At 61.0% G+C, this 20,748-nt stretch carries 15 protein-coding genes and 2 pseudogenes; 5 read left to right on the forward strand and 12 right to left on the reverse strand.

The features are described 5' to 3' along the window. A pseudogene (locus tag PG896_RS15880) lies at nt 1-409 on the reverse strand (IS1595-like element ISAeca5 family transposase); the annotation flags it as partial. 65 nt (nt 410-474) lie between these two features. Here PG896_RS15880 and PG896_RS15885 point away from each other — a divergent pair. The 3 genes and pseudogenes from PG896_RS15885 to PG896_RS15895 all read left to right on the forward strand — a co-directional run. After that, nucleotides 475-666, forward strand: a pseudogene (locus PG896_RS15885) (transposase); the annotation flags it as partial. Between the two features lie 320 nt (nt 667-986). Then, on the forward strand, nt 987-1,418 hold the full coding sequence (locus tag PG896_RS15890; protein WP_171865869.1) for a MerR family transcriptional regulator: 432 nt from the start codon (nt 987-989) through the stop codon (nt 1,416-1,418). Between the two features lie 54 nt (nt 1,419-1,472). Next, nucleotides 1,473-2,078: an NAD(P)H-dependent oxidoreductase gene (locus tag PG896_RS15895; RefSeq protein WP_270835903.1), complete on the forward strand. Its 606-nt coding sequence runs from the start codon at nt 1,473-1,475 to the stop codon at nt 2,076-2,078. A gap of 71 nt (nt 2,079-2,149) precedes the next feature. Here PG896_RS15895 and putP read toward each other — a convergent pair whose 3' ends face one another. From putP to PG896_RS15935, 8 genes are all read right to left on the reverse strand, one after another. Further along, nucleotides 2,150-3,658 (reverse strand): sodium/proline symporter PutP, encoded by a 1,509-nt coding sequence (gene putP, locus PG896_RS15900; RefSeq protein WP_257707688.1) that lies wholly within the window; start codon nt 3,656-3,658, stop codon nt 2,150-2,152. Between the two features lie 274 nt (nt 3,659-3,932). After that, the gene (locus PG896_RS15905; protein WP_010675523.1) at nt 3,933-4,859 is read right to left on the reverse strand and encodes a L,D-transpeptidase family protein; all 927 of its coding nucleotides are present in this window, start codon (nt 4,857-4,859) and stop codon (nt 3,933-3,935) included. Between the two features lie 185 nt (nt 4,860-5,044). After that, the gene (locus PG896_RS15910) at nt 5,045-6,286 is read right to left on the reverse strand and encodes a mechanosensitive ion channel family protein (protein ID WP_010675524.1); all 1,242 of its coding nucleotides are present in this window, start codon (nt 6,284-6,286) and stop codon (nt 5,045-5,047) included. 131 nt (nt 6,287-6,417) lie between these two features. Then, nucleotides 6,418-7,617 carry an acetate kinase gene (locus PG896_RS15915; protein WP_010675525.1) on the reverse strand — a complete coding sequence of 400 codons (1,200 nt, stop codon included), beginning with the start codon at nt 7,615-7,617 and terminating at the stop codon, nt 6,418-6,420. Between the two features lie 218 nt (nt 7,618-7,835). Beyond that, a complete protein-coding gene (locus PG896_RS15920; protein WP_010675526.1) occupies nt 7,836-8,306 on the reverse strand; it encodes a YhcH/YjgK/YiaL family protein in 471 nt (156 codons plus the stop codon). A 309-nt stretch (nt 8,307-8,615) separates the two neighbouring features. Further along, a complete protein-coding gene (locus tag PG896_RS15925) occupies nt 8,616-9,722 on the reverse strand; it encodes a 1-acyl-sn-glycerol-3-phosphate acyltransferase (RefSeq protein WP_010675527.1) in 1,107 nt (368 codons plus the stop codon). A 174-nt stretch (nt 9,723-9,896) separates the two neighbouring features. Next, complete coding sequence (locus PG896_RS15930) at nt 9,897-10,451, reverse strand: GNAT family N-acetyltransferase (RefSeq protein ID WP_270835904.1); 555 nt, start codon at nt 10,449-10,451, stop codon at nt 9,897-9,899. Between the two features lie 37 nt (nt 10,452-10,488). Continuing rightward, nucleotides 10,489-11,043: a GNAT family N-acetyltransferase gene (locus PG896_RS15935; RefSeq protein ID WP_270835905.1), complete on the reverse strand. Its 555-nt coding sequence runs from the start codon at nt 11,041-11,043 to the stop codon at nt 10,489-10,491. Between the two features lie 350 nt (nt 11,044-11,393). Here PG896_RS15935 and PG896_RS15940 point away from each other — a divergent pair, with 350 nt between their 5' ends. Then, on the forward strand, nt 11,394-13,166 hold the full coding sequence (locus tag PG896_RS15940) for a M4 family metallopeptidase (protein WP_049636653.1): 1,773 nt from the start codon (nt 11,394-11,396) through the stop codon (nt 13,164-13,166). Nucleotides 13,167-13,223: 57 nt separating this feature from the next. On the opposite strand, the gene PG896_RS15945 is transcribed toward PG896_RS15940, so the two are convergent. Then, a complete protein-coding gene (locus PG896_RS15945) occupies nt 13,224-14,123 on the reverse strand; it encodes a LysR family transcriptional regulator (RefSeq protein WP_029314793.1) in 900 nt (299 codons plus the stop codon). 202 nt (nt 14,124-14,325) lie between these two features. On the opposite strand from PG896_RS15945, the gene mdtH reads away from it, so the two are divergent. Beyond that, entirely contained in the window at nt 14,326-15,519 is a 1,194-nt protein-coding gene (gene mdtH, locus PG896_RS15950) for a multidrug efflux MFS transporter MdtH (RefSeq protein ID WP_124812880.1), read from the forward strand. Between the two features lie 167 nt (nt 15,520-15,686). Here mdtH and PG896_RS15955 read toward each other — a convergent pair whose 3' ends face one another. Both PG896_RS15955 and PG896_RS15960 read right to left on the reverse strand, forming a co-directional pair. Continuing rightward, nucleotides 15,687-18,833: a choice-of-anchor K domain-containing protein gene (locus tag PG896_RS15955; protein ID WP_270835906.1), complete on the reverse strand. Its 3,147-nt coding sequence runs from the start codon at nt 18,831-18,833 to the stop codon at nt 15,687-15,689. 24 nt (nt 18,834-18,857) lie between these two features. After that, a partial coding sequence (locus PG896_RS15960) for an Ig-like domain-containing protein (RefSeq protein WP_270835907.1) occupies nt 18,858-20,748 on the reverse strand: 1,891 nt, incomplete at its 5' end.

Genomic DNA, 20,748 nt, shown 5'->3' on the forward strand with positions numbered 1-20,748 from the left:
TGGGCTGCTTGTCATCGGACTCTTTCATGGCTTGCAGCAGCTTGTGCTTGAGCATCCAGGCGGTGTCATATTTGACGTCCAACTGGCGCTTTAGCTCCATCGCTGACAAGCCAGTTTTGGTCTGTGACAGCAGCTGCATCGCCAGAAACCACTTGGTCAGTGGGAGTTTTGTGTTTGCAAAAATCGTGTTTCCAGTCAATGACATCTGGTGACGGCAGTTATTGCATTGCAGCACGCGTGGCCGACTTTTCAGGCGACAGCAGGTCTTGTTGGCGCACTCAGGACAGATGAAACCGTTCGGAAAACGCCAAGCGAGCAGCGCGTTTTCGCACTGCGCTTCAGTGCCATAGTCCTTGAAAAAATCAAACAGGCTGTAGCCTTTCTGGAATTGGACTTTGCTTTTGGCCATGATCTCGCACCTCAGTAACTGTACGTAAGATCAGTATAGCTCGTGGTGACTGCTAATCATGGGTAATCAGGTACATGAAAGCCAGCATCCGGGCCAAGGTGGAGCACCCATTTCGCATCATCAAGCGACAGTTCGGCTTCGTGAAAGCCAGATACAAGGGGTTGCTGAAAAACGATAACCAACTGGCGATGTTATTCACGCTGGCCAACCTGTTTCAGGCGGACCAAATGATACGTCAGTGGGAGAGATCTCACTAAAAACTGGGAATAACGCCTTAAATGGCGAAGAAACGGTCTAAATAGGCTGATTCAAGGCATTTACGGGAGAAAAGATCGGCTCAAACTGAAAAAATGAAATGACTGAGTCAGCCGAGAAGAATTTCCCCGCTTATTCGCACCTTCCCTAGGACACCCATTATTTCGATAGCAGACTTGTTTGGCAAAGTAGATGTTCCCTGTCATCCCGGAATGATTAGACCACTACACTGTCAATCCAAATAGCCCCTCCCTCGTGGGGATGCATTCCCACCTGCCACTGGCCTATAGTGGGTACCTTCACCCCCTTTGCGAGCAGCACCATGTATATCGGCGAATTTGCCCGGCTGGCGGGCACCACCCCAAAGGCGGTCCGTCTCTACGAGCAGCTCGGGCTGCTGCCCAAGCCCAGGCGGCGCGGCAAGTATCGCGTCTACCGGGCCGAGGATCTGGAGTGGGTCGGCTTTATCCGCGAGGCCCAGCGGCTTGGCTGCAAGCTCGGGGAGCTGGTTCCCCTGCTCGCGGGCGTCACCAGCCTCGATCACTTCCCCTGGCAGAAGGTGGAGCAGCTTATCGCGGACAAGCTGGCGCAGATCGAGGCGGAGGTCGCCCGGCTGCAACGCCAGCATCAGGGCTTGAGCCAGTGCGCCACGCTGCTGGCGCAGCACCCCTGCCGCTATGGCGCCCCGGCGCGGCAATCCCCCGACGGGCGGGATCATCCCGCCGCCGCGGATCGGGGGCAAAAGGTGGCTTGACTCTGTCCCATGGGACAAGGGGTGTAATGGGGGCTCACTTCAAGGAGCCATACCATGACCCCCAACCTGCTTGTTCTCAACGGCAACCCCAAACCCGACAGCCTCTGCCACGCCCTCGCCCGGGAGTATGCCCGCAGCGCCGAGCAAAGGGGCGCGCGCGTCACCCTGCATCACGTGGGGGAGCTCGCCTTCGCGCCGGATCTTCACCATGGCTATGACGAGGTGCAGCCCCTCGAGTCCGATCTGCAGGCGGTGCAGCAGAGCCTGACGCAAGCCCACCATCTGGTGATCGTCGCCCCCGTCTGGTGGGGCCACCTGCCAGCCCGGCTCAAGGGGCTGCTGGATCGCACCCTGCTGCCGGGTTTCGCCTTTCGCTACCAGCCGGGGAAGGCCCACCCGGAGCAATTGCTCGCCGGCAAGACGGCGCGCCTGCTGCTCACCATGGACAGCCCCCCCTGGTATTACCGCTGGTGGCAGGGTGCCCCCCTGGAGCGCACCCTGGACAAGCCGGTGCTCGGGCTCTGTGGCATCCGGCTGACCCACCGCCAGCATCTGGGGCCCGTCCACACCTCGGATGAGGGGGCCCGCCAGCGCTGGCTCGGCCAGGCCGGGGCAGCCGCCCGCCAGGATGTGCGGCGGCTGGGCAGGCGCCCCGCCTAATCCCTGCCATGGGCATGTTTTGCCCATTAAAAAGCCCCGCAGTTGCGGGGCTTTTGTCGTCGAGGCGGGGGTTATTTTGCCGCAATGGCGTCGGCCATGGGGCTCTGGAACTCCTGCTCGGCTTCTGCGAAGCGATCCTGCATGGCCTTGGAGGGGGCCTTGTCCAACAGGCTGAACAGCACGATAGCCAGGGTAGCAAACAGGAAGCCCGGGATGATTTCGTACAGACCCAGCCAGCCGAACTGCTTCCAGATGATGACGGTCAGGGCACCGGTCAGCATGCCCGCCAGGGCGCCGTTGCGGGTCATGCGGGACCAGAGCACGGAGAGCAGCACCACGGGGCCGAAGGCGGCACCGAAACCGGCCCAGGCGTAGCTCACCAGCCCCAGCACTCGGTTCTCCGGGTTCACGGCCACGGCGATGGCGATGAGGGATATGAGCAGCACCATGGCGCGGCCGACCCACACCAGCTCTTTCTGGGAGGCGTTCTTGCGCAGGAAGGGCTTGTAGAGATCCTCGGTGATGGCGCTGGAGCAGACCAGCAGCTGGCAACTGAGGGTACTCATGACCGCCGCCAGGATGGCGGAGAGCAGCACGCCGGCAATCCAGGGGTTGAACAGGATCTTGGAGAGCTCGATGAAGACGCGCTCCGGGTTGGTGGTCACGCCACCCGCCTGCTCGGTGAAGGTGGAGAAGTAGGCCAGGCCGAAGAAACCGATGGCCACGGCGCCGCCCAGGCACAGCACCATCCAGGTCATGCTGATGCGACGGGCGCTGGCCATGGAGTGGTGGGAGTCCGCCGCCATGAAGCGCGCCAAGATATGGGGCTGGCCGAAGTAGCCCAGGCCCCAGGCCATCAGGGAGATGATGGCGATGAAGTCCAGGTTCTTGAACATGTCGAGGTTGCTGGCGTTCTGCGCCGCCACCTGCACCATGGCGGTGTCGATGCCGCCCACGGCGATGATGACGAACACCGGGGTCAGGATGAGGGCGAAGATCATCAGGGTCGCCTGCACGGTGTCGGTCCAGCTCACCGCGAGGAAGCCGCCGAAGAAGGTGTAGGTGATGGTGGCTGCGGCGCCGACCCAGAGGGCGGTGTCATAGCTCATGCCGAAGGTGCTCTCGAACAGGCGGGCACCGGCCACCACGCCGGAGGCGCAGTAGATGGTGAAGAACAGCAGGATCACCAGGGCGGAGAGGATGCGCAGCACCCGGCTCTTGTCCTCGAAGCGGTAGGTGAAGTAGTCCGGCAGGGTCAGGGCGTTGCGGTTCTTCTCGGTGTGAACCCGCAGCCGACCGGCCACCCAGCGCCAGTTGAAGTAGGCGCCGATGACGAGGCCGATGGCGATCCAGCTCTCGGAGATGCCGCCGATGAAGACGGCGCCGGGCAGGCCCATCAGGAGCCAGCCACTCATGTCGGAGGCGCCGGCGGAGAGGGCGGTCACCCAGCTCCCCATGCGGCGGCCGCCGAGAATGTAGTCGTCAAAGTTCTGGGTGGCGCGATAGGCGATAAAGCCGATCAACACCATCCCGAGGATGTACACCAGAAAGGTGATGAGCATGGGGGTGCTAGCTGTCATTCAAAACTCCGTTATGTGACGTCTGTGCCCGTTCTTGCGACGGACTCTTCCTTAAAAAAACCGGCCTAGAGTAATCAGCAGATCGCCGGACCACAACCACTTTTAACAAATAAAAAACACACAGAAAACGTTTAACACCTAACCAAGCAACCACTCAATTGCAATAAGGCCGGATTTTATCCCGATCTGCCAAGGGTTTACCCTGATGATCCCCTCCCCCGCGCCATAAAAAAGCCCCGACAGTGGCCGGGGCTCGGAATACCGACGAGCGGGATCAGCGGTTGATGGCGATGGGCATGCCGCTGCGCTGCTCCAGGGCCTGCTTGACCAGCTGGGAGTCGCTGTCCGCGTGGGCGATGAAGCGGGTCACGGCGGTGGACATGGGCAGCGGGGCCGGCAGGCTGGAGTTGAACTCCTCCTGGTTGCGGGAGAGAGGCTGGTGCACTTCCAGGTAGCGGCGGCCATCCGGCTCGACAGAGGCCTTGATGGGCTGGTTCACGAACTGGACGCGGGTACCGACCGGGACCTGCTTGAACAGGTACTCGATGTCGTCGTTGCGCAGACGCACGCAGCCGTGGCTCACCCGCAGGCCGATGCCGAACTGGGCGTTGGTGCCGTGGATGGCGTACATCTTGCCGATGTAGAGCGCGAACAGCCCCATGGGGTTGTCCGGACCGGCCGGCCAGACCGCAGGCAGGGTCTCGCCACGGGCGGCGTACTCGGCGTGCATCTTCGCGGTCGGGGTCCAGGTCGGGCCCGCCTTCTTGCGCTGCACGCTGGTCACCCAGTCTTCCGGGGTGTCGGTGCCGAGCTGGCCGATGCCAATCGGCAGCACTTCCACCACCTTCTTGCCTTTGGGGTAGTAGTAGAGGCGCATCTCGGCGACGTTCAGCACGATGCCTTCACGGGGGGCATCCGGCAGGATCAGCTGATGCGGCACGACCAGCTTCTCGCCCGCCTGCAGCAGCAGGGGGTCTGCCTTGGGGTTGGCTTCCAGCATGTTGGTCAAGCCGAGCTGGAATCTGGCCGCTGCCGCTTCCAGGGGTTGGCCCGCCTCTTCCGGGGACACCACGTAGTCCAGGTTCTCCCCCACCAGGCGGCTGTTGGCTGCGGGCAGGGCATATTCGATGGCGAGGGCGGGCATGGCGGCCAGGATCAGGGAGCAGCACAGTGCGGCCGCCGTGTTGTGGAGGAGCTTCATAACTTTCCTGTGATAAAGGGGGTGGTTCAGCACTCTGGCCAGCGCGGAGGCGACGGGCGCGCCCGGGGCGAAGAGAAGGCCGCCATTTTTCTCCTCTGCCATGCAAATTTCAACCGCCACGTGCTGACGGGTCGGTGATTAAATACGGTGCCGCGCTGCGCCGCGGCACCTTGCCATAAGCGGGATCAGCCGTTTTTCCAACTGTGCATGTCATAACCGGTTGGCGACTGATGCAAACGCAGATGGAATTGCTCAATTATCGCAAATATGTGGTCGAAAATATCAGCCTGTATCCCTTCATACTCGGCCCAGGCGGTGGTCGCCGTGAAGCAGTAGATCTCCAGCGGCAGGCCGTCCGTGGTCGGTGCCAACTGGCGCACCATCAGGGTCATGTCCTTGCGAATACCCGCATGAGCCCGCAGGTAGGCGTCCAGATAGGCGCGCAGGGTGCCGAGGTTGGTGAGGTGGCGACCATTGATGGGGCAGCTGATGGCATCGCTGAGCTGCTGGTTGTAGCTGCTGAGCTCCTGCTCCTTGCGGCTGAGGTAGGGTGCCAGCAACCTGGCCTGCTTGAGCTGCAACTGCTCCTGCGAGGTCAGGAAGCGCACGCTGGTCATGTCAATGTTGACGCTGCGCTTGATGCGGCGCCCGCCGGATTCGGTCATCCCCTGCCAGTTCTTGAAGGAGTCGGAGATGAGGGCATAGGTGGGGATGGTGGTGATGGTCTTGTCCCAGTTCGACACCTTGACCGTGGTGAGGCCGATGTCGGTCACCTCGCCGTCCGCCCCGTACTTGTCCATCTGCAACCAGTCACCGACACTCAGCATGCGGTTGGCGGAGAGCTGGATACCCGCCACCAGGCCGAGGATGGGGTCCTTGAACACCAGCATCAGGACCGCGGTCATGGCCCCCAGGCCGCTGAACAGGAAGAGGGGTGACTTGCCGAGCAGCAGGGCGATCATCAGGATGCCCACCAGGATGCTGGCCACCAGTTTCACCCCCTGGAAGATGCCGCGCAGGGGCAGATCCCGCCCAAGCCGGGTATGACGGCTCAGGGAGAGCAGGCAGTCGAGCAGGGCGAACAGGGCCAGCAGCAGGAACAGCAGGATCCAGAGCTGGGCCAGCAACTCGATAAGCGCCAGGCTCTCGGACGCTTTGGGCAGCCAGATCTCCGCCTGACCGAGCAGTACGGCGCCCTGGAACACGAAGGCGAGCCGGTAGAAGAGGCGTTGCTGCAACTGGGGCGGCAGCCACATCTGCTTGGTCTTGCCAAGCAGCCCCACCAGGCGCACCAGCAGGATGCGGTGCAGCACCAGGTGCAGCACCATGGCGGTCAGCACGATGAACCCCAGGGCGATCACCAGGGCCATCATGGGGGTCACATCGACCCCCAGGCCTGACAACCAGTTGAAAAACATCTCTTTCATCGTTACCTCCGCAATATCACACAGCGGTCAGGGTACGCATCTGGTCCCCCATGTCAAATGACAGGCCGATCACTATTGCCGAAACGACAACGCCCGGCAGGGGCCGGGCGTTGTCATCACCAGAGGGTGCCTTAGCCGACCAGGCTCAGGGCATCACGGGCGATCACCAGCTCTTCGTTGGTGGGCATCACCAGGGCCAGACGGCTGCCTTCGACGGTGATGGGGCCTTCACCGCCCAGTACGGCGGCGTTGTTCGCCTCCTTGTCGATCTTGAAGCCGAGCAGGGCCAGTCGGGCCAGCACCATCTCGCGCACCATGGCGGCGTTCTCGCCGATGCCGCCGGTGAACACCAGGGCGTCAAGGCGACCATCCATGGCGGCAGCATAGGCACCGACGTACTTGGCAACGCGATAGGTGAAGACGTCCAGTGCACGCTTGGCACCGGCGTCGGTGGCGTAGTTGCCGGTGACGTAGCGGCAGTCGCTGCTCTCCTCGGTCATGCCCAGCAGGCCGGATTCGCGGGTCAGCACCTGGTTGATCTTGTCCACGCTGTAACCCAGGTTGTCGTGCATGAAGAAGACGATGGCAGGGTCGATGTCACCGGAGCGGGTGCCCATCGCCAGCCCTTCCAGCGGGGTCAGCCCCATGGAGGTGTCGACGGACTCGCCGTTCTTGATGGCGCAGACGGAGGCACCGTTGCCCAGGTGGCAGTTGATGATGTTGAGCTCATGGAGCGGTTTGCCCAGCGCCTTGGCGGTCTCTTCGGCGATGAAGCGGTGGGAGGTGCCGTGGGCGCCGTAACGACGGATGCCGTTCTCGCGATAGAGCTTGTAGGGCAGCGCGTAGAGGTAGGCTTCCTCTGGCAGGGTCTGGTGGAAGGCGGTGTCGAACACGGCCACGTTCTTGTCGGCCAGGGCCGGGAACACCTTGAGGGCGGCACGGATGCCGATGAGGTGCGCCGGGTTGTGCAGGGGGGCAAACGGAATGGCGGCCTCGATGCCGGCGATCACGCCGTCATCGATGCGCACGGAGCGGGAGAACTGCTCGCCGCCGTGCACGATGCGATGGCCGATGGCGACCAGCTGATCGGCCAGGGCGGGATCCTGGGGCAGGATGTGGCCCACGATGTGGTCGAGGGCTTCCTGGTGCGCGGCACCGGCGCCCAGCATGGCGTCGCCCTTGACCCCGTGGAGTTTCCATTTGATACGTGCGTCATCCAGATTGAAGCATTCGGCCAGGCCGGACAGCATGTCCTCGCCCGTTTCAGCGTCCATTACGGCAAATTTCAGGGAAGAGCTACCGCAGTTAAGGATCAATACCAACTTGCTCATGTTCTACATCTTCCTGTGCTTCGGCTTTACGCCGACAGTGTCGTGTCATCCAGCGATGGATGGGATTCCCCTGCCGGGGGCTTATGGTCGCAGGAGGGTGCGTCCAATTTTTCAAATCGTTGGGCGCAGACCGTTCGTCTGGCGCGCGCGTCGAATCAGCGATTCGCAACGGGCCTCTGTTGGCCCAATCACTCGGGACTCCAGGCCCCGGTTGCCACTCAGGCGCCGGTCAGCAGCGACTGGTGAACCTTGACGACCAGCTTCTTGACCGGACCTGGGGTCGTCAGGGTACAGAGGGGGCGATGCAGTTCTCCCGGCCAGAAGATGGCGAAGTCGCCGGGCTGCAACGCCAGATAACTGGTCTGCTCATCATCGACGAACCAGAGATCGGGGTGAGGATGGTCGGCACCGTCCCGGCTGTAGGCGTGAGGGCCCACGCCGATCCACTCCTCGCCGCGCAGCAGCAGCTGGATGTCCAGATACTGCTCATGAAACTCGCCCCGGCGATCCGCCACCGGCTCTGTCAGATCCTCGCTCACCAGGCAGAACAGCGTGAGGCCGTCGACCTCCTGCTTGCCGAGGGGGGCGTGCAGCCAGCGTTCGACGCTTTGCACCACCTCGGCCACGATACGGTTCAGGGGGGCGGGCAAGGGGGTGCGTTGCAAGGTATCCAGACTGCCGGTGATCATGAGGTTCGCATCCTTAGGTATATCTGTGGTCTATCTTTGTGCACCAATGAAAAAGGACCATTGAAGGTCCTTTTATCGTCTCGTCTGCCATCCGTGCAGACGGGGGCGCTGTCGCTTCCAAGCCGATGGCGCCGAGTCACTGTTGCATACTCGTCCGCCCCTGCCAAGAGATACTCGCCCATTCACCCGATGATCGTACCAGTTGAAACAATATTATTCACTACCCAATCTCCCCCGACTTTGACCAGACGCAAAAACGGGAGCATCTGCTCCCGTTTTTTTTCCATCACCCGCTCAAAGCGGTGCCATTCAAACCTTGCCGGCGTTTTCCACCGGCTTGGCGTACATGGCGCGCCAGATGGCCTTGTGCTCTTGTGGCACCTCGGACTGGCGAGTCAGGAAGGCACTCTGCTCTATGGTGCTGGCCTTGCCTGGCACATCCGCCGCGAGGTAGTTGCCCGGGAAGAGGCGATAGCTGCTCCAGATCGCCTTGTCGATGAGCGCCGCCAGCTCGTCCGGATCGCTGAAGCCCTCGGTGATGGGGGCGCCGAAGGAGACATGTACCCGCCCCTTCTGGCCGACGATGCCCGCGACGATACTCTCGATGTCCTCGAACTCGCCCTTCTCGTAGCTGCCGTTGACCGACTTCTCGTAGAGCTCGCGCGCCTTGGCCTTGTCGGTGGGATCCAGCTCGTAGCTGATGCTCACCGGCACGATGTTGAGGCTGCGCATGTAGTCGACGAACTCGATCTTCTGCTTCTTGCCGTCCACATAGAACATCTTGAGGATGGCCGGATCCGTCTTGTCATCCCCGTCCTTGGCGCGCCCCTCCTTCTGGGCGATCCAGATGGAGTGCCCCTCATGCACCGACTGGCCGATGTAGGCCGACAGCTCGCCGAGGGCCTTCATCATCTCCCGCGGCCCCTTGGCGGAGCGCTTGACGATGAAGCTCTTGTTGAGCTTCATCAGCTCGGTGGCGCAGGGCTTGCGCAGCAGGTTGTCGCCGATGGCGATGCGCACGGTATCGAACCCGTGGGTGTGCAGCCCCCAGTTGACGAACGCCGGATCCATGGCGATGTCCCTGTGGTTGGAGACGAACAGGTAGCCCTGCTCCTTCTTGAGGTGTTCGAGCCCGGAGAAGCTCACTCCCTGGGTGGAGGTGGCGATCATCCGGGTCATGTAGCGGGTCACCCCCATCTGTACCTGATGGATGGTGCTGACCTTGGCCCACTTGTGGCGCAGGAACTGGCGGATCAGCGGGCGAATGGCCCAACCCAGCCAGCTCATCAGGGAACCGAAGCGGTATTTGGCGATGGCGCCGATAAACTCGTCATCCTGGATCAGCCGCTCGATGGCAGCCGGTACTTCTTCATCGCGATAGGGGCGAATGTCCGCGAATCTATCTACTTCTGTCACAATGTCTGCCTTGCATGTATGGAGTCGCGGCCTGCGTCTGCCGGCCGGGAAAATTCAGGGCGCAATTTTACACGCTTTTATCCCCAGGGGTATGAGAGGCGTACAGATAGTGCGATCTTGCAGTGAAAAAGCGATGGCGGTCACCCGCCAGCCCCCCTTTCGACAACGGCTCTGCTAGCCAGCGGGATTGATGAGCGCGGTGAGGACGTGGTCCTCCCAGCGGCCGTTGATCATCAGATAGTCCCGAGCGTATCCCTCCTGCTCGAACCCCAGCCGTTCGAGGAGCGCGCCGCTTCGCAGGTTCGCGGGCATGTAGCTGGCCATGATGCGATGCAGGCCCCGCTCCCGGAACAGGTGATCGATGCCAGCGGCCACCACCTCCTGCATCAGGCCCTGCCCCTCGTGCTCCTTGTCGATGGCATAGCCCAGGTGGCACGCCTTGAACATGCCCATCACAATGTTCGTGAAATTGCAGGTGGCGAGCACCCGCCCCCCCCTGGGATCGAGCGCCACCAGTTGCACGGCACTGCCCTCGAAATAGTGGCCGTAACCGTCGCGCAAGCGGGTCTGCCAGTGAGCCAGGGTGTAGAAGCTCTCCTCCCGCCTGGGCTCCCAGGGGGACAGGTGGGCGCGATTGCGCAGATAGAAATCCACCATCAGGCAGGCCCGCTCCGGGGTCAGCACGGTCAGCCGGGTACGGGGGGTGGCAATGTGGGGCAGCGTCGTCATCTCACCCTCAGGAGGTTGGAAGCGGACAGGAAGGTCATCAGAGATCCCTCAGCCTCAGCCACTCGTCCCGCAGCAGGCCGTAGTGCACATGATCCACCACCCTGTCCGCCAGCCGCTCCGCCCGCCGGGTGATCCCCTCCTGGGTCATTCCCAGCCGCTCGCACACGGCCCGGCTCGCCTCGTTCTCGAGGGCGGCGCTGATCTCTACCTTCTCCATCCCCATCTCCTCGAAGGCGTGATGGATCAAGGCCTGGCAGGCCCGGGTGATGATGCCGTGCCCCTGCCAGCGCTCCGCCAGCCAGTAGCCGATGGTCACCTTGCCGAGATCCTGATCGATCTGGTTGTAACCGATGACGCCGACCACCTCCCCCTGATACTCGATGGCCGTGGTCAGCCCCTCCCCCCGGGCAAACTTCTCGATGGCGTGGCGAATGAAGGCGGCGCTGTCGGCGGGCTGCTGGATGTGGGGCACCCAGGGCAGCCACTGGGAGAGGTAATCGTGGTTGCGCTGACAGAGGCGAAACAGCTCGCTGGCCATGTCGGGTTGCAGGAACAGGAGCGCCAGCTCGTCATCCAGTTGCCATGAAAACATCGCCACTCCTCCCCGGTTCCACTCCGGCCATCTGCCGTCATGGGAGCCAATGTAGTCAATCAATCCCTTGTTTGCCAAGGACTTTTCAACCGGCTTCCCCGCTGGCAACCCCCATATGGCGATCCCCATGCGGGCACCTTGCCCCCAGGCCATCAATCACCCCTCGCAGCGGTTCAACATGCTGCCATTACCAGTATTTGTGGATGATTGGCGCTGTAAAAGTGAATCGTGCTACCTGTTTTCGCTGCCCTGTGACAAATGACAGGCCGTTATTTTCCCCCTTCCCACTAGTGTAAGAGCGCCGGGCAACGGACCCGGCGTGTAATCTTCATCGACTAAGGAAAGACGAGATGAACAAAGTCTATTTGGCCGTCATGCTGGCCTGCTGGGGAAGCGCCGCCATGGCGGCAGAACAGGTGGAAGTGAACCAGGTCTCCGACCTGGCCGGTGCGGTGAGTGGCGCCGCCAAGATTGGCGCCCTTGGCGCCGGGGATGGCGAGTTTCGCAAGGTGCGGGCGGTGACGCTGCCCAATGGCCAGCAGCGGATACGCTATGAGCAGACCTGGCAGGGGATTCCGGTGTGGGGCCAGGTTCTGGTGGCCGATCAGGCGCTGGGGGGCCAGGTCAATCAGGTGTCCGGCACCATGCTGCGCAAGATCGATGCCGACCTGACGGGCCCGGCCGTTGCCCTCTCCGCCAGCGACGCCGCACGCCAGGCTCGCAGCGGTGCCAAGGGGAGCAACGAACAGGTCAAGCTGTTCGTGATGCAGGATGAGACCGGCCAGGCCAGACTGGTCTATCTGGTCTCCTGGCTCGCCGCCAGCAAGGAACCGAGCCGCCCCTTCGTGATGATCGACGCCCAGACCGGCAGCGAGCTCAAACGCTGGGAGGGGATCAACCACAAGGACGCTACCGGCCCGGGGGGCAACGTCAAGACCGGCAAGTATTTCTACGGCGCCGACTTTGGCCCCCTGCAGGTGGATGACAACTGCCGCATGACGGGGACCAACGTGGACACCCTCAACATGAATCACGGCACCACGGGGGGCACCATCCACCAGTTCACCTGCCCGGAGAACACGGTCAAGGAGATCAACGGTGCCTATTCCCCTCTCAACGATGCCCACTACTTCGGCAACGTGGTGTTCGACATGTACCGCAACTGGTACAACACGGCGCCGCTGAGCTTCAAGCTCAAGATGCGGGTGCACTACAGCCGCAACTACGAGAACGCCTTCTGGGACGGCAGCCAGATGACCTTCGGCGACGGGGCCACCACCTTCTATCCGCTGGTGAGCCTGGATGTGGCGGCCCACGAGGTGAGCCATGGCTTCACCGAGCAGAACTCAGGACTGGTCTACTCCGGTCAGTCTGGCGGCATCAACGAGGCCTTCTCCGACATGGCGGGGGAAGCGGCCGAATACTACATGAAGGGCAGCAACGACTGGCTGGTGGGGGCCCAGATCTTCAAGGGCAACGGCTCCTTGCGCTACTTCGAGGACCCGGCCCGGGACGGCAAGTCCATCGGCCACGCCAGCGATTACTATGACGGCATCGACGTGCACCACAGCTCCGGGGTCTACAACCGCGCCTTCTACCTGCTGGCCAACACCAGCGGCTGGCAAACCCGCAAGGCGTTCGAGGTGTTCGTGCTGGCCAACCGCCTCTACTGGGGCCCCAACACCACCTTCGATCAGGGGGCGTGCGGGGTGACCAGGGCCGCCACGGATCTCGGCTACAGCGTGAGCGACGTGGCAGCCGCCTTCACCGCCGTCGGGGTCAATGCCACCTGCGGCGGCACCACGCCCCAACCGGGCAGCGTGCTGCAAAACGGGGTACCGGTGAGCAATCTCACCGCCGCCAAGGGGGGCAAGCTGAACTTCACCGTCGAGGTGCCCGCCGGCAGAAGCCAGCTGGTGGTGACCAGCAGCGGCGGCAGCGGGGATGCGGATCTCTACGTGAAATTCGGCAGCGCGCCGACCGCCAGCAGCTATGACTGCCGCCCCTACAAGAGCGGCAATGCCGAAACCTGTACCCTGAACGCCCCCAAGGCGGGGACCTGGCACGTGCAGCTGAGCGGGTTCAGCGCCTTCTCCGGCGTCACCCTCAAGGCCAGCTACTGAGTCTGAGCGGGCATCAAGGGGAATAAGCGAAGAGCGCCGGCCTGGTCCGGCGCTTTTTTATGTCCGCTTGCCCGACCAGCGCCGGGCAAGGGTACGGGCCGCCTCCAGCACCCGCTCCTTGGCGGGATTGGGGCGCTTGCCGCTGCGCCAGGCCATCATCACGTCCCAGTGATCCGGTGGCAGATCCACCACGTCCAGCTTCACCAGGCGACCGAACTCCAGATCCCGGGTGATGGCGAGCGCCGGCATCAGGGTGATGAAGCCGTGCTCCAGCGCCAGCTCCCGTGCCGCACTCGCTGGCTGGATGGCGTGCAGCGGGCTCGCCACCTGGCGCAGCAGACGCAACTGCAGGATCAGCTCGTCGCAGCCCGTCCCCCACTGCTGGGGCGCCAGCCGCTCGTTGGCGATGTCCTGCAGGGTCAGCCCCTGCCGCCCGGCCAGCGGGTGGGTGGCGCAGGCCACAGCGATGATGGGGGAACGGTAAAGCAGTTCGAGCTGGATGCCCGCGATGGCAGGGCACTTGAGAATGAAGCCCACGTCGGTCTCGCCGGTCAGCAACTCCTGCATGATGATGCCAGAGTGATCCGTGTTGCAGCGGATCTCGAAGGTCTCATCCACCAGGGCCAGCAGCAGGGGGCCGAACACCGCCGTGGTCAGAGAGGGGAGGCAGGAGAGCCGGATCCGCGGCAATGCAGGCGCCCCCTGCATCGCCAGCCGCCCCCCTTCCAGTGCGCTCAGGGCCGCAGTCGCGGCAGGCAGAAACTGCTCGCAGGCCGGGGTCGGGGTGGCCCCCCGACGATGGCGACGGAACAGGGACTGACCCAGCTCCTGCTCCAGCACGGCAATGCGCTGGCTCACCATGGGTTGTGACCAGCCGCGAATGGCGGCCACCTTGCTGAAGCTGCCACGGTTGGCCACATCCAGCAGCAGTTGCAAATCGTCGAGGGTCATAGCCATAACCAAATCCAATATGAAATATAGCCAGTTGTCGGCTACCACTATATCTGGAGCCCCACCAGAATAGCAGCATCAATCGTCATGAACCGGCTGAACGCCACCGAGCCAGGGAGTTGTCATCCCCCTTGGCTCTGTTTGGTGACGGCGCCGTTCGGGCAAGAAAGACAACAATATCAGCGAAGCAAACAGAGGTATCAGGGTCATGGTGGATCGGGCGAGGCGGTTGGGGCGGTGGTTCTTGGCATTGGATTCCCTGCTGGTGATCCTGGGCTTTTTCGTGGTGATGCCCATGATCAGCCTGCGCTTCGTCGACCAACTGGGCTGGGCCGCCGGTGTGGTCGGACTGGCACTGGGGCTGCGTCAGCTTACCCAGCAAGGGCTGGGGGTCTTTGGCGGCTCCCTCGCCGACAAGTTCGGGGCGCGCCCCCTCATCGTCTGCGGCATGCTGCTGCGGGCGCTGGGGTTTGCCAGCCTGGCCTATGCCCAGAGCGGATTGGAGCTGATCCTCTCCTGCATCATCTCGGGGCTGGGTGGCTGCCTGTTCGATCCCCCCCGCGCCGCCCTGGTGATCAAGTTCACCCGGCCACGGGAGCGGGGTCGCTACATCTCCCTGCTGATGATGCTGGAGAGCGCCGGCGCCGTGGTGGGAGCCCTGCTCGGCAGCTGGCTGCTCAACTTCGATTTTGAATATGTCTGCCTGCTGGGTGCCGGCCTGTTCGTCTGCGCCGCCCTGTGCAACCTGCTGATCCTGCCCCCCTACAAGCTTTCGGTGCGTCCGACGCCGATCCGGGACGGCCTCGGCCAGGTGCTGGCGGACAAGGCCTTCTGCCGACTGGTGCTGATCTTAAGCGGCTACTACGCGCTCTGGGTGCAGGTCATGCTGATCTTCCCCATTCTCGTCAAACAGATGGCAGGCAGCACCACGGCGGTGGGCTGGATGTACACCCTGGAGACGGCCATCTCCCTGGCCCTGCTCTACCCCCTTGCCCGGTTCGGCGAGCGCCACTTCAAGCTGGAGAACCGCCTGATGGCGGGGGTGCTGCTGATGACCACGGGGATCGGGCTGGTGGCCTTTGCCACCACCTTGCCCGCCGTCTTCCTGCTGCTCGCCTGCTTCTATCTCGGCATCGTCATCGCCGAGCCGGCGCGGGAAACCCTGATGACCAAGCTGGCACAACCGGCGGCGCGGGGCAGCTACATGGGCTTCAGCCGACTGGGGCTGGCGCTCGGGGGCATGACGGGTTACGTGGGGGGCGGTGCCCTGCACGACTACGCCATGGCCCAGGGGCAACCCTGGTTGCCCTGGCTGGTGCTCGGCACCGTCGGTGTCACCACCTTGCTGCTGCTGGCCAACTGCTTCCAGCGCGGCTCCCGCCTGGCAGGGGTCAACGCCTGATCCTCTGGCAATCATCCCGTCTACCCCGGGCGCCCTTCTCTTGAAGGGCGCCCTTTTTTATCTTCTTCTTGCATTGCCCTCCCCCTCGTCTGCGCCCATCCACCCAAAAATCCCCCATAAAAAAAGCGGCAGATTGCTCTGCCGCTTTTGCCCAGCCCGCTTGGCTGTTACTTGTTGATATCCAACATGTTGTTTTGCAACATGAAATCGATCACCTGGTTGGCAGTCGTCCCTGAACCGCCCGTCAGGGTGTCGAAGGTGTGGTTCATCAGCACTATCTCCTGGGTCACCGGCGCGGCACTGCTCTCCTTGACCTGCAGGTGCACCCCTTCATTGTCCTGGAACACCGAGAGCAGACTCTTCAGGTCAGTCGTACTGTGAGAACCATCGTGATCCAGCAGATCGCTCAGATCCAGCTTGTCTTCTTCCAAACGGTTGATGGTGCCTGACCCCTTGTTGAAGTCCATGATGTAATCCTTGGTCAGGGAGCCGGATACTGTATCCCCCTGATTCCAGACGAAGGTATCTGAACCGCCGTCACCACGCATTACATCATTGCCTAGCCCGCCGATCAGGATATCGTTCCCCAGACCGCCGCGCAGCCCATCGTTATGACTGCCGCCATCGATGTAGTCGTCACCGGTACCGCCAAACAGGATATCGGAACCTGACTGCCCGTAGATCTTGTCATTGCCGCTGCCACCATTGACCACATCCGCTTTGCTACTGCTGACATCAACACTCAGCAACAGACCGTCGCCATCGAGCATGGCATCGGCACCAGACAAGCTGCCTGTCATGATGTGATGAGCCTTGAGCTGATTTACCGTCAGTTGCAACGAATCGTCGGTACCGAATCCATCAGCCCCGGTTTTGCCTGCATAAATCACATCATTACCGCTGCCGGTTTCGATATGGTCATTGCCTGCACCGCTGCTGACGATCTGGTCGGCACTCCCTTTGTTGTAGCTGGTACCGGCATGTATGTGGTCGGTACCGCCGTTACTGGTAGTGACTTCGCCCAGCAGATTACCGCCGAAGGAAACATCAAGACGGTCAGGATTAGCTGCTCTCTCGCCATTGCGTACCACGATAGAGTCGTTGAGGTCAGTACCATCTACCGTCAGCGGCAGATGAACCGGAACCCCGTTGCTGTCCACCGGATTGACGCTGATGGTCAAGGTGCTGTTGGTGGTATCGCCATCACCATCGCGCACGCTGTAGCTGAACACCTCGCGTGCATCAGCCGGGAGCTGGCTGCCATTCTTGGTGACCTGATAGGTATAGGCACCGTTGGCCAGAATGGTCAGTACCCCGTACAAACCGACTACCTGGGTACCCGCACCATTGGTATAGGTGGTCGAACTGCTGCCGACCCCGTAGCCAATGACACTCAGACCACCATAAGCACCGGCAAGATCGTTGGCCAGCACATTACCTGTGGTCTGTGGCAGCTGATAACCAGACCCTTCAACCAACTTGACGATCAGATCGAAGCTATTCGTTGCATTTTCTTTGGTATAGATAGTCTTAACCACGTTGCCATTCGTATCGCGGAAACCTAGCACCTCAAGAGTGTAAGCCTTACCTTCAAAGTTGAAGGTGGCGGTCGTGTTACCGATAGAGATGATGTCATCACCATTTCCCCATCTATCGTTGGGGGTCTCGTTATGATTGAAATTTACAACGAGTTTTATAGGTGTTACTCGCCCCAGCGCATCTGTAACAGAGAAGGTAACCTCCATTGTTGCAGCACTGATGGCATCGTTATAAATCGGATTGTTATAGTGGGTGAATGTTCCCAGCTTGATCTCTTCATTGATCGGAATTGCACCGTTCAACGCGGCATCATTGTCCATGAAACCGTAGCCAGAGGGATTGTTACCGCCTCCCCAGCGAATTTGATCCAACCCAGAATCATTGTCATTGGAGTCCCCCCTAGTCACAGAGGATCCACCTCTCCAATCAGTCCAGTTTGCCTCGATACCACTCACATCAAACGAATCAACCAGAACGCTAACACGGGCATCATCGACCACTGCAACCGGCACATCGTCACGCACAGCCAAGTCAAACGAGCCAGTGGCAGTCTCAGCTCCAGATTTGCTTACCTCATAGTTGACGGTAAAGCGCAGTTCATCCTGGCTGGTCAACGCTGTGCTCTGACCATCCACTGTGTGGCTAAGCGGCTTGAGCAGAGTAAAGGTGTAGCTCGGTGGATTGGCACTGTTATCCACCGTCACGGTAAAGGCCACATTGGCGGGGTTGTTGCCAAAGTATCCTTTGAGCCCGGCGCCATCCTGAACAACATTGACCGGCTGACCATCAATACCCGTCACCCCGCTCAGACCCGTGATGCCAACCAGTTTGAGTTGTACGCCAGAGACATTGCCACCACTGCCATCCGTCACCTGCAGCGACTGAGTCACAGAAAGCGGACCGCTAGCAGGCATCCCCACAGGCTCAGGCAAGTGTGCATTTCCGCCAGACAAACCATCCTCATCAACCAGACCACTGCCCAGTCGCACAGAGAGATCGTTGTCAGTAATGGTTCCGGCTCCGGTCGCACTACCTACTGTCAGAGTCAAAGTTTCAGTCTGTTCTACCAGCTTGTCATTCACTGTCGGTACTGACACGGTAAAGCTCGTCACACCGGCTGGTACTGAGATTTTGCCTGTGCTGCTGTTATAGGTAACACCGTGACTGAACTGCAGAGTTCCCCAGTCAGAGTTAGAGGCAGCATGAGTACCACTGCCCGCGATTGAGAGGCTGTACTCAGTCGCTACATTAGTCGCACCACTCAAGGTCACAACATGCTGCAAGGTAGCCCCTTCAACCACAGTGGCACTCGATACGCCGGTTACATCAGGGCGCGCCAGCGGGTTGACAGCAAAGCTGCCTTGCGAGCCGTCACCGTCCCGATCATAGGCGTTGAAGGTGAAGTCGATGTCGCCATCACCAACCGGGCGCTGCATCTCTGCATACTGGAAGAATTCCCACTTGCCCGTTGCAGGCGTGAATTGCATCTTGAAGATCAAGCTGCCATCACTGGCCTTGCCAACCATGCTGTTGGCACCTTCTGCTGTAATGGTAATTGCCAGACCAGCTGCAGTTTTCAGACCCGTTTCAACGGTGCCGGTAAGCAGCTCCAGACGCCCTTTACCATCAGCTCCCCATTGCGGTGCCACTGTCCCCGAGCCATAGGCAATTGCCTGCGGAGTAGAGGAGCCAAGGAACTCGATAGACTTGACGGTAAAGTCGCTGTTGTCCTTGACGTTGAACGAATTGCCGTTATCGGTTGCTTTGATCACCATGGTGTCAAAACCACCCTGCTGCACTTAGAAGTTCTGGTTGTACTCTCCCCCCGCCGCATCCGACCTAAAGGGAAGTGTTGAGATCAGAACTCCATCACGGTAGAACTCGACCACGCCGCTCTCCAGCTCACCACCGAACATCTTGCTGAACTCGATCTTGGCACCGTAAGCCACAGTGCCAGCATCCAGTTTGATCACCAGCTCTTCAGATACCCCTGAGCCGTCGGCCAGTTTGCGGAAATCGACCTCGTTCTCAATATTGTGGTAAGGGGCTGTCGAGCTCTTGACACCAATGCCTTCACCCGAGCCATTAACCAGAGCACCGGTCAAGACAGTAGACGTTGAAGAGAGGAACCCTTTAGCCGTAATGGTGAACTTGCCACCATCAATGCTGGTGCGATCACCGCTATAACCAGTCATGCTGAACTTGCCGGTCAATACATCAGGAATACTGGTTTTCACCAGCGAAACCGCGGCAGCATCGCCAGCGATGGGGGCATCGTCCTCCACAGTGATAGGCAGACTATCGGTAACGGTTGTTTTGCCATCCGATACGGACACCCCCACCTTGAAGCTAAGCGCGTCTTCACTTTCCTTATCCGGATGATCAAGCGGCGCCTTAAGGGTCACCTCATAGCTCCAATCACCCTTGGTGCTACCGGTAGGAGCGGTCAACTTGACATCAATGACCGCCTTGTAGTCCGCTCCGCCCTGAGTGCCGGTATAACCGGTCAACACTTTGGTAGTTGCATTCCAAGCCCACTGAATTACAGCACCACCGGAAGTCAAAGCGGTGGAAGGTGCACTCAGAGTAACGTTTAGTGTGTCCTGACTATCTACATCCCCCACAGTGATCTTACCGCTAGCTACCACACTATCAGTGCTGTCACTGTTGCCCACAGTATCCTTAATACCACCGGAAAGCCCCTCTTCTGAGAGGACAGCCCCGTTGGAGATGGACAGCGTCGGCAGATCGTTGACCGCATCCACCTTGATGGTCACGGTTGCGGGACTCGCATCCACGGCGCCGTCGTTGTCTACTGCCGCATAGTTGAAGCTGGTGTTGCCGTTCCAGTTCGCATTCGGAGTGAAGGTGAGCTTGCCGGCGTCCGCCACCGCAATGCTCTGATCCACGGTCACCGCAACCCCGTTCAGATAAAGGATGCCGTTGGCGGGCAGGCTCTTGATGGTGAAACTCACCACGTTGCCATCAATGTCGCTGCCACTGAGGGTCGGAATGGCGATGCTGGCTGCATCTTCCTGGCCGTTTGCCTGCTTGTTCGCCGTCTCCGGCGCTTCATTCAGGATCTGCGCGTTGTCGCTGCCCGGCAGGGAGACGTTGCCCGCCTTGTCGGTCTGAGTCGCCGTTACCGTCAACGACTTGCCGTTGGCCGGGGTCGTTTCCGTCCAGCTGATGGTGCCGTTCTGATAGCCGTAGCTCTTGCCATTGCTTGCCAGCAAGGTGCCATCGGCTTTGAGCGTCAACTGGACAGTGCTGTTCACCCCGCCATTGTTGATAGTCAGCGTCACCTTGCCGCCCGCAACCAGGTCTGCGTGATTGATCCCGGCACGTACCTGGATCTGATCATTGCCAATCTCGGCCTTGGTCAGCTTCTGGTCATTGTTGGCATCATCCACGATAACCACGGTCGGGGCATTGGGTGCCTGGGTGTCGGTGTCGGCTGTGTCGCTGCCGCCGGTGCCCGCGTTGCCCGCCAGGTCGGTGTAGCTGCCCTCGTTCACGGTGACGCTGGCTGTGCCTTCGAAGCCCGGGGTCGGGGTGAAGGTACCGGTCCAGGTCTTGCCGCCATCGGAGCTGGTCAGCCCGGTCACGGTGCCGCCCACCACGGTCAGGTCGCCCAGCTCGAACCCGGTCACCTTCTCGCTGAAGGTGAAGGTCACCGGACTGGTCGCC

Source organism: Aeromonas sp. QDB30 (genome assembly GCF_027707645.1).
GTDB lineage: Bacteria > Pseudomonadota > Gammaproteobacteria > Enterobacterales > Aeromonadaceae > Aeromonas > Aeromonas caviae.

Coding starts and splice junctions, on each gene's coding strand:
- PG896_RS15890 (WP_171865869.1), top strand. CDS start 987: ATGTATATCGGCGAATTTGCCCGGCTGGCGGGCACCACCCCAAAGGCG.
- PG896_RS15895 (WP_270835903.1), top strand. CDS start 1,473: ATGACCCCCAACCTGCTTGTTCTCAACGGCAACCCCAAACCCGACAGC.
- putP (WP_257707688.1), bottom strand. CDS start 3,658: ATGACAGCTAGCACCCCCATGCTCATCACCTTTCTGGTGTACATCCTC.
- PG896_RS15905 (WP_010675523.1), bottom strand. CDS start 4,859: ATGAAGCTCCTCCACAACACGGCGGCCGCACTGTGCTGCTCCCTGATC.
- PG896_RS15910 (WP_010675524.1), bottom strand. CDS start 6,286: ATGAAAGAGATGTTTTTCAACTGGTTGTCAGGCCTGGGGGTCGATGTG.
- PG896_RS15915 (WP_010675525.1), bottom strand. CDS start 7,617: ATGAGCAAGTTGGTATTGATCCTTAACTGCGGTAGCTCTTCCCTGAAA.
- PG896_RS15920 (WP_010675526.1), bottom strand. CDS start 8,306: ATGATCACCGGCAGTCTGGATACCTTGCAACGCACCCCCTTGCCCGCC.
- PG896_RS15930 (WP_270835904.1), bottom strand. CDS start 10,451: ATGACGACGCTGCCCCACATTGCCACCCCCCGTACCCGGCTGACCGTG.
- PG896_RS15935 (WP_270835905.1), bottom strand. CDS start 11,043: ATGTTTTCATGGCAACTGGATGACGAGCTGGCGCTCCTGTTCCTGCAA.
- PG896_RS15940 (WP_049636653.1), top strand. CDS start 11,394: ATGAACAAAGTCTATTTGGCCGTCATGCTGGCCTGCTGGGGAAGCGCC.
- PG896_RS15945 (WP_029314793.1), bottom strand. CDS start 14,123: ATGGCTATGACCCTCGACGATTTGCAACTGCTGCTGGATGTGGCCAAC.
- mdtH (WP_124812880.1), top strand. CDS start 14,326: ATGGTGGATCGGGCGAGGCGGTTGGGGCGGTGGTTCTTGGCATTGGAT.
- PG896_RS15955 (WP_270835906.1), bottom strand. CDS start 18,833: ATGGTGATCAAAGCAACCGATAACGGCAATTCGTTCAACGTCAAGGAC.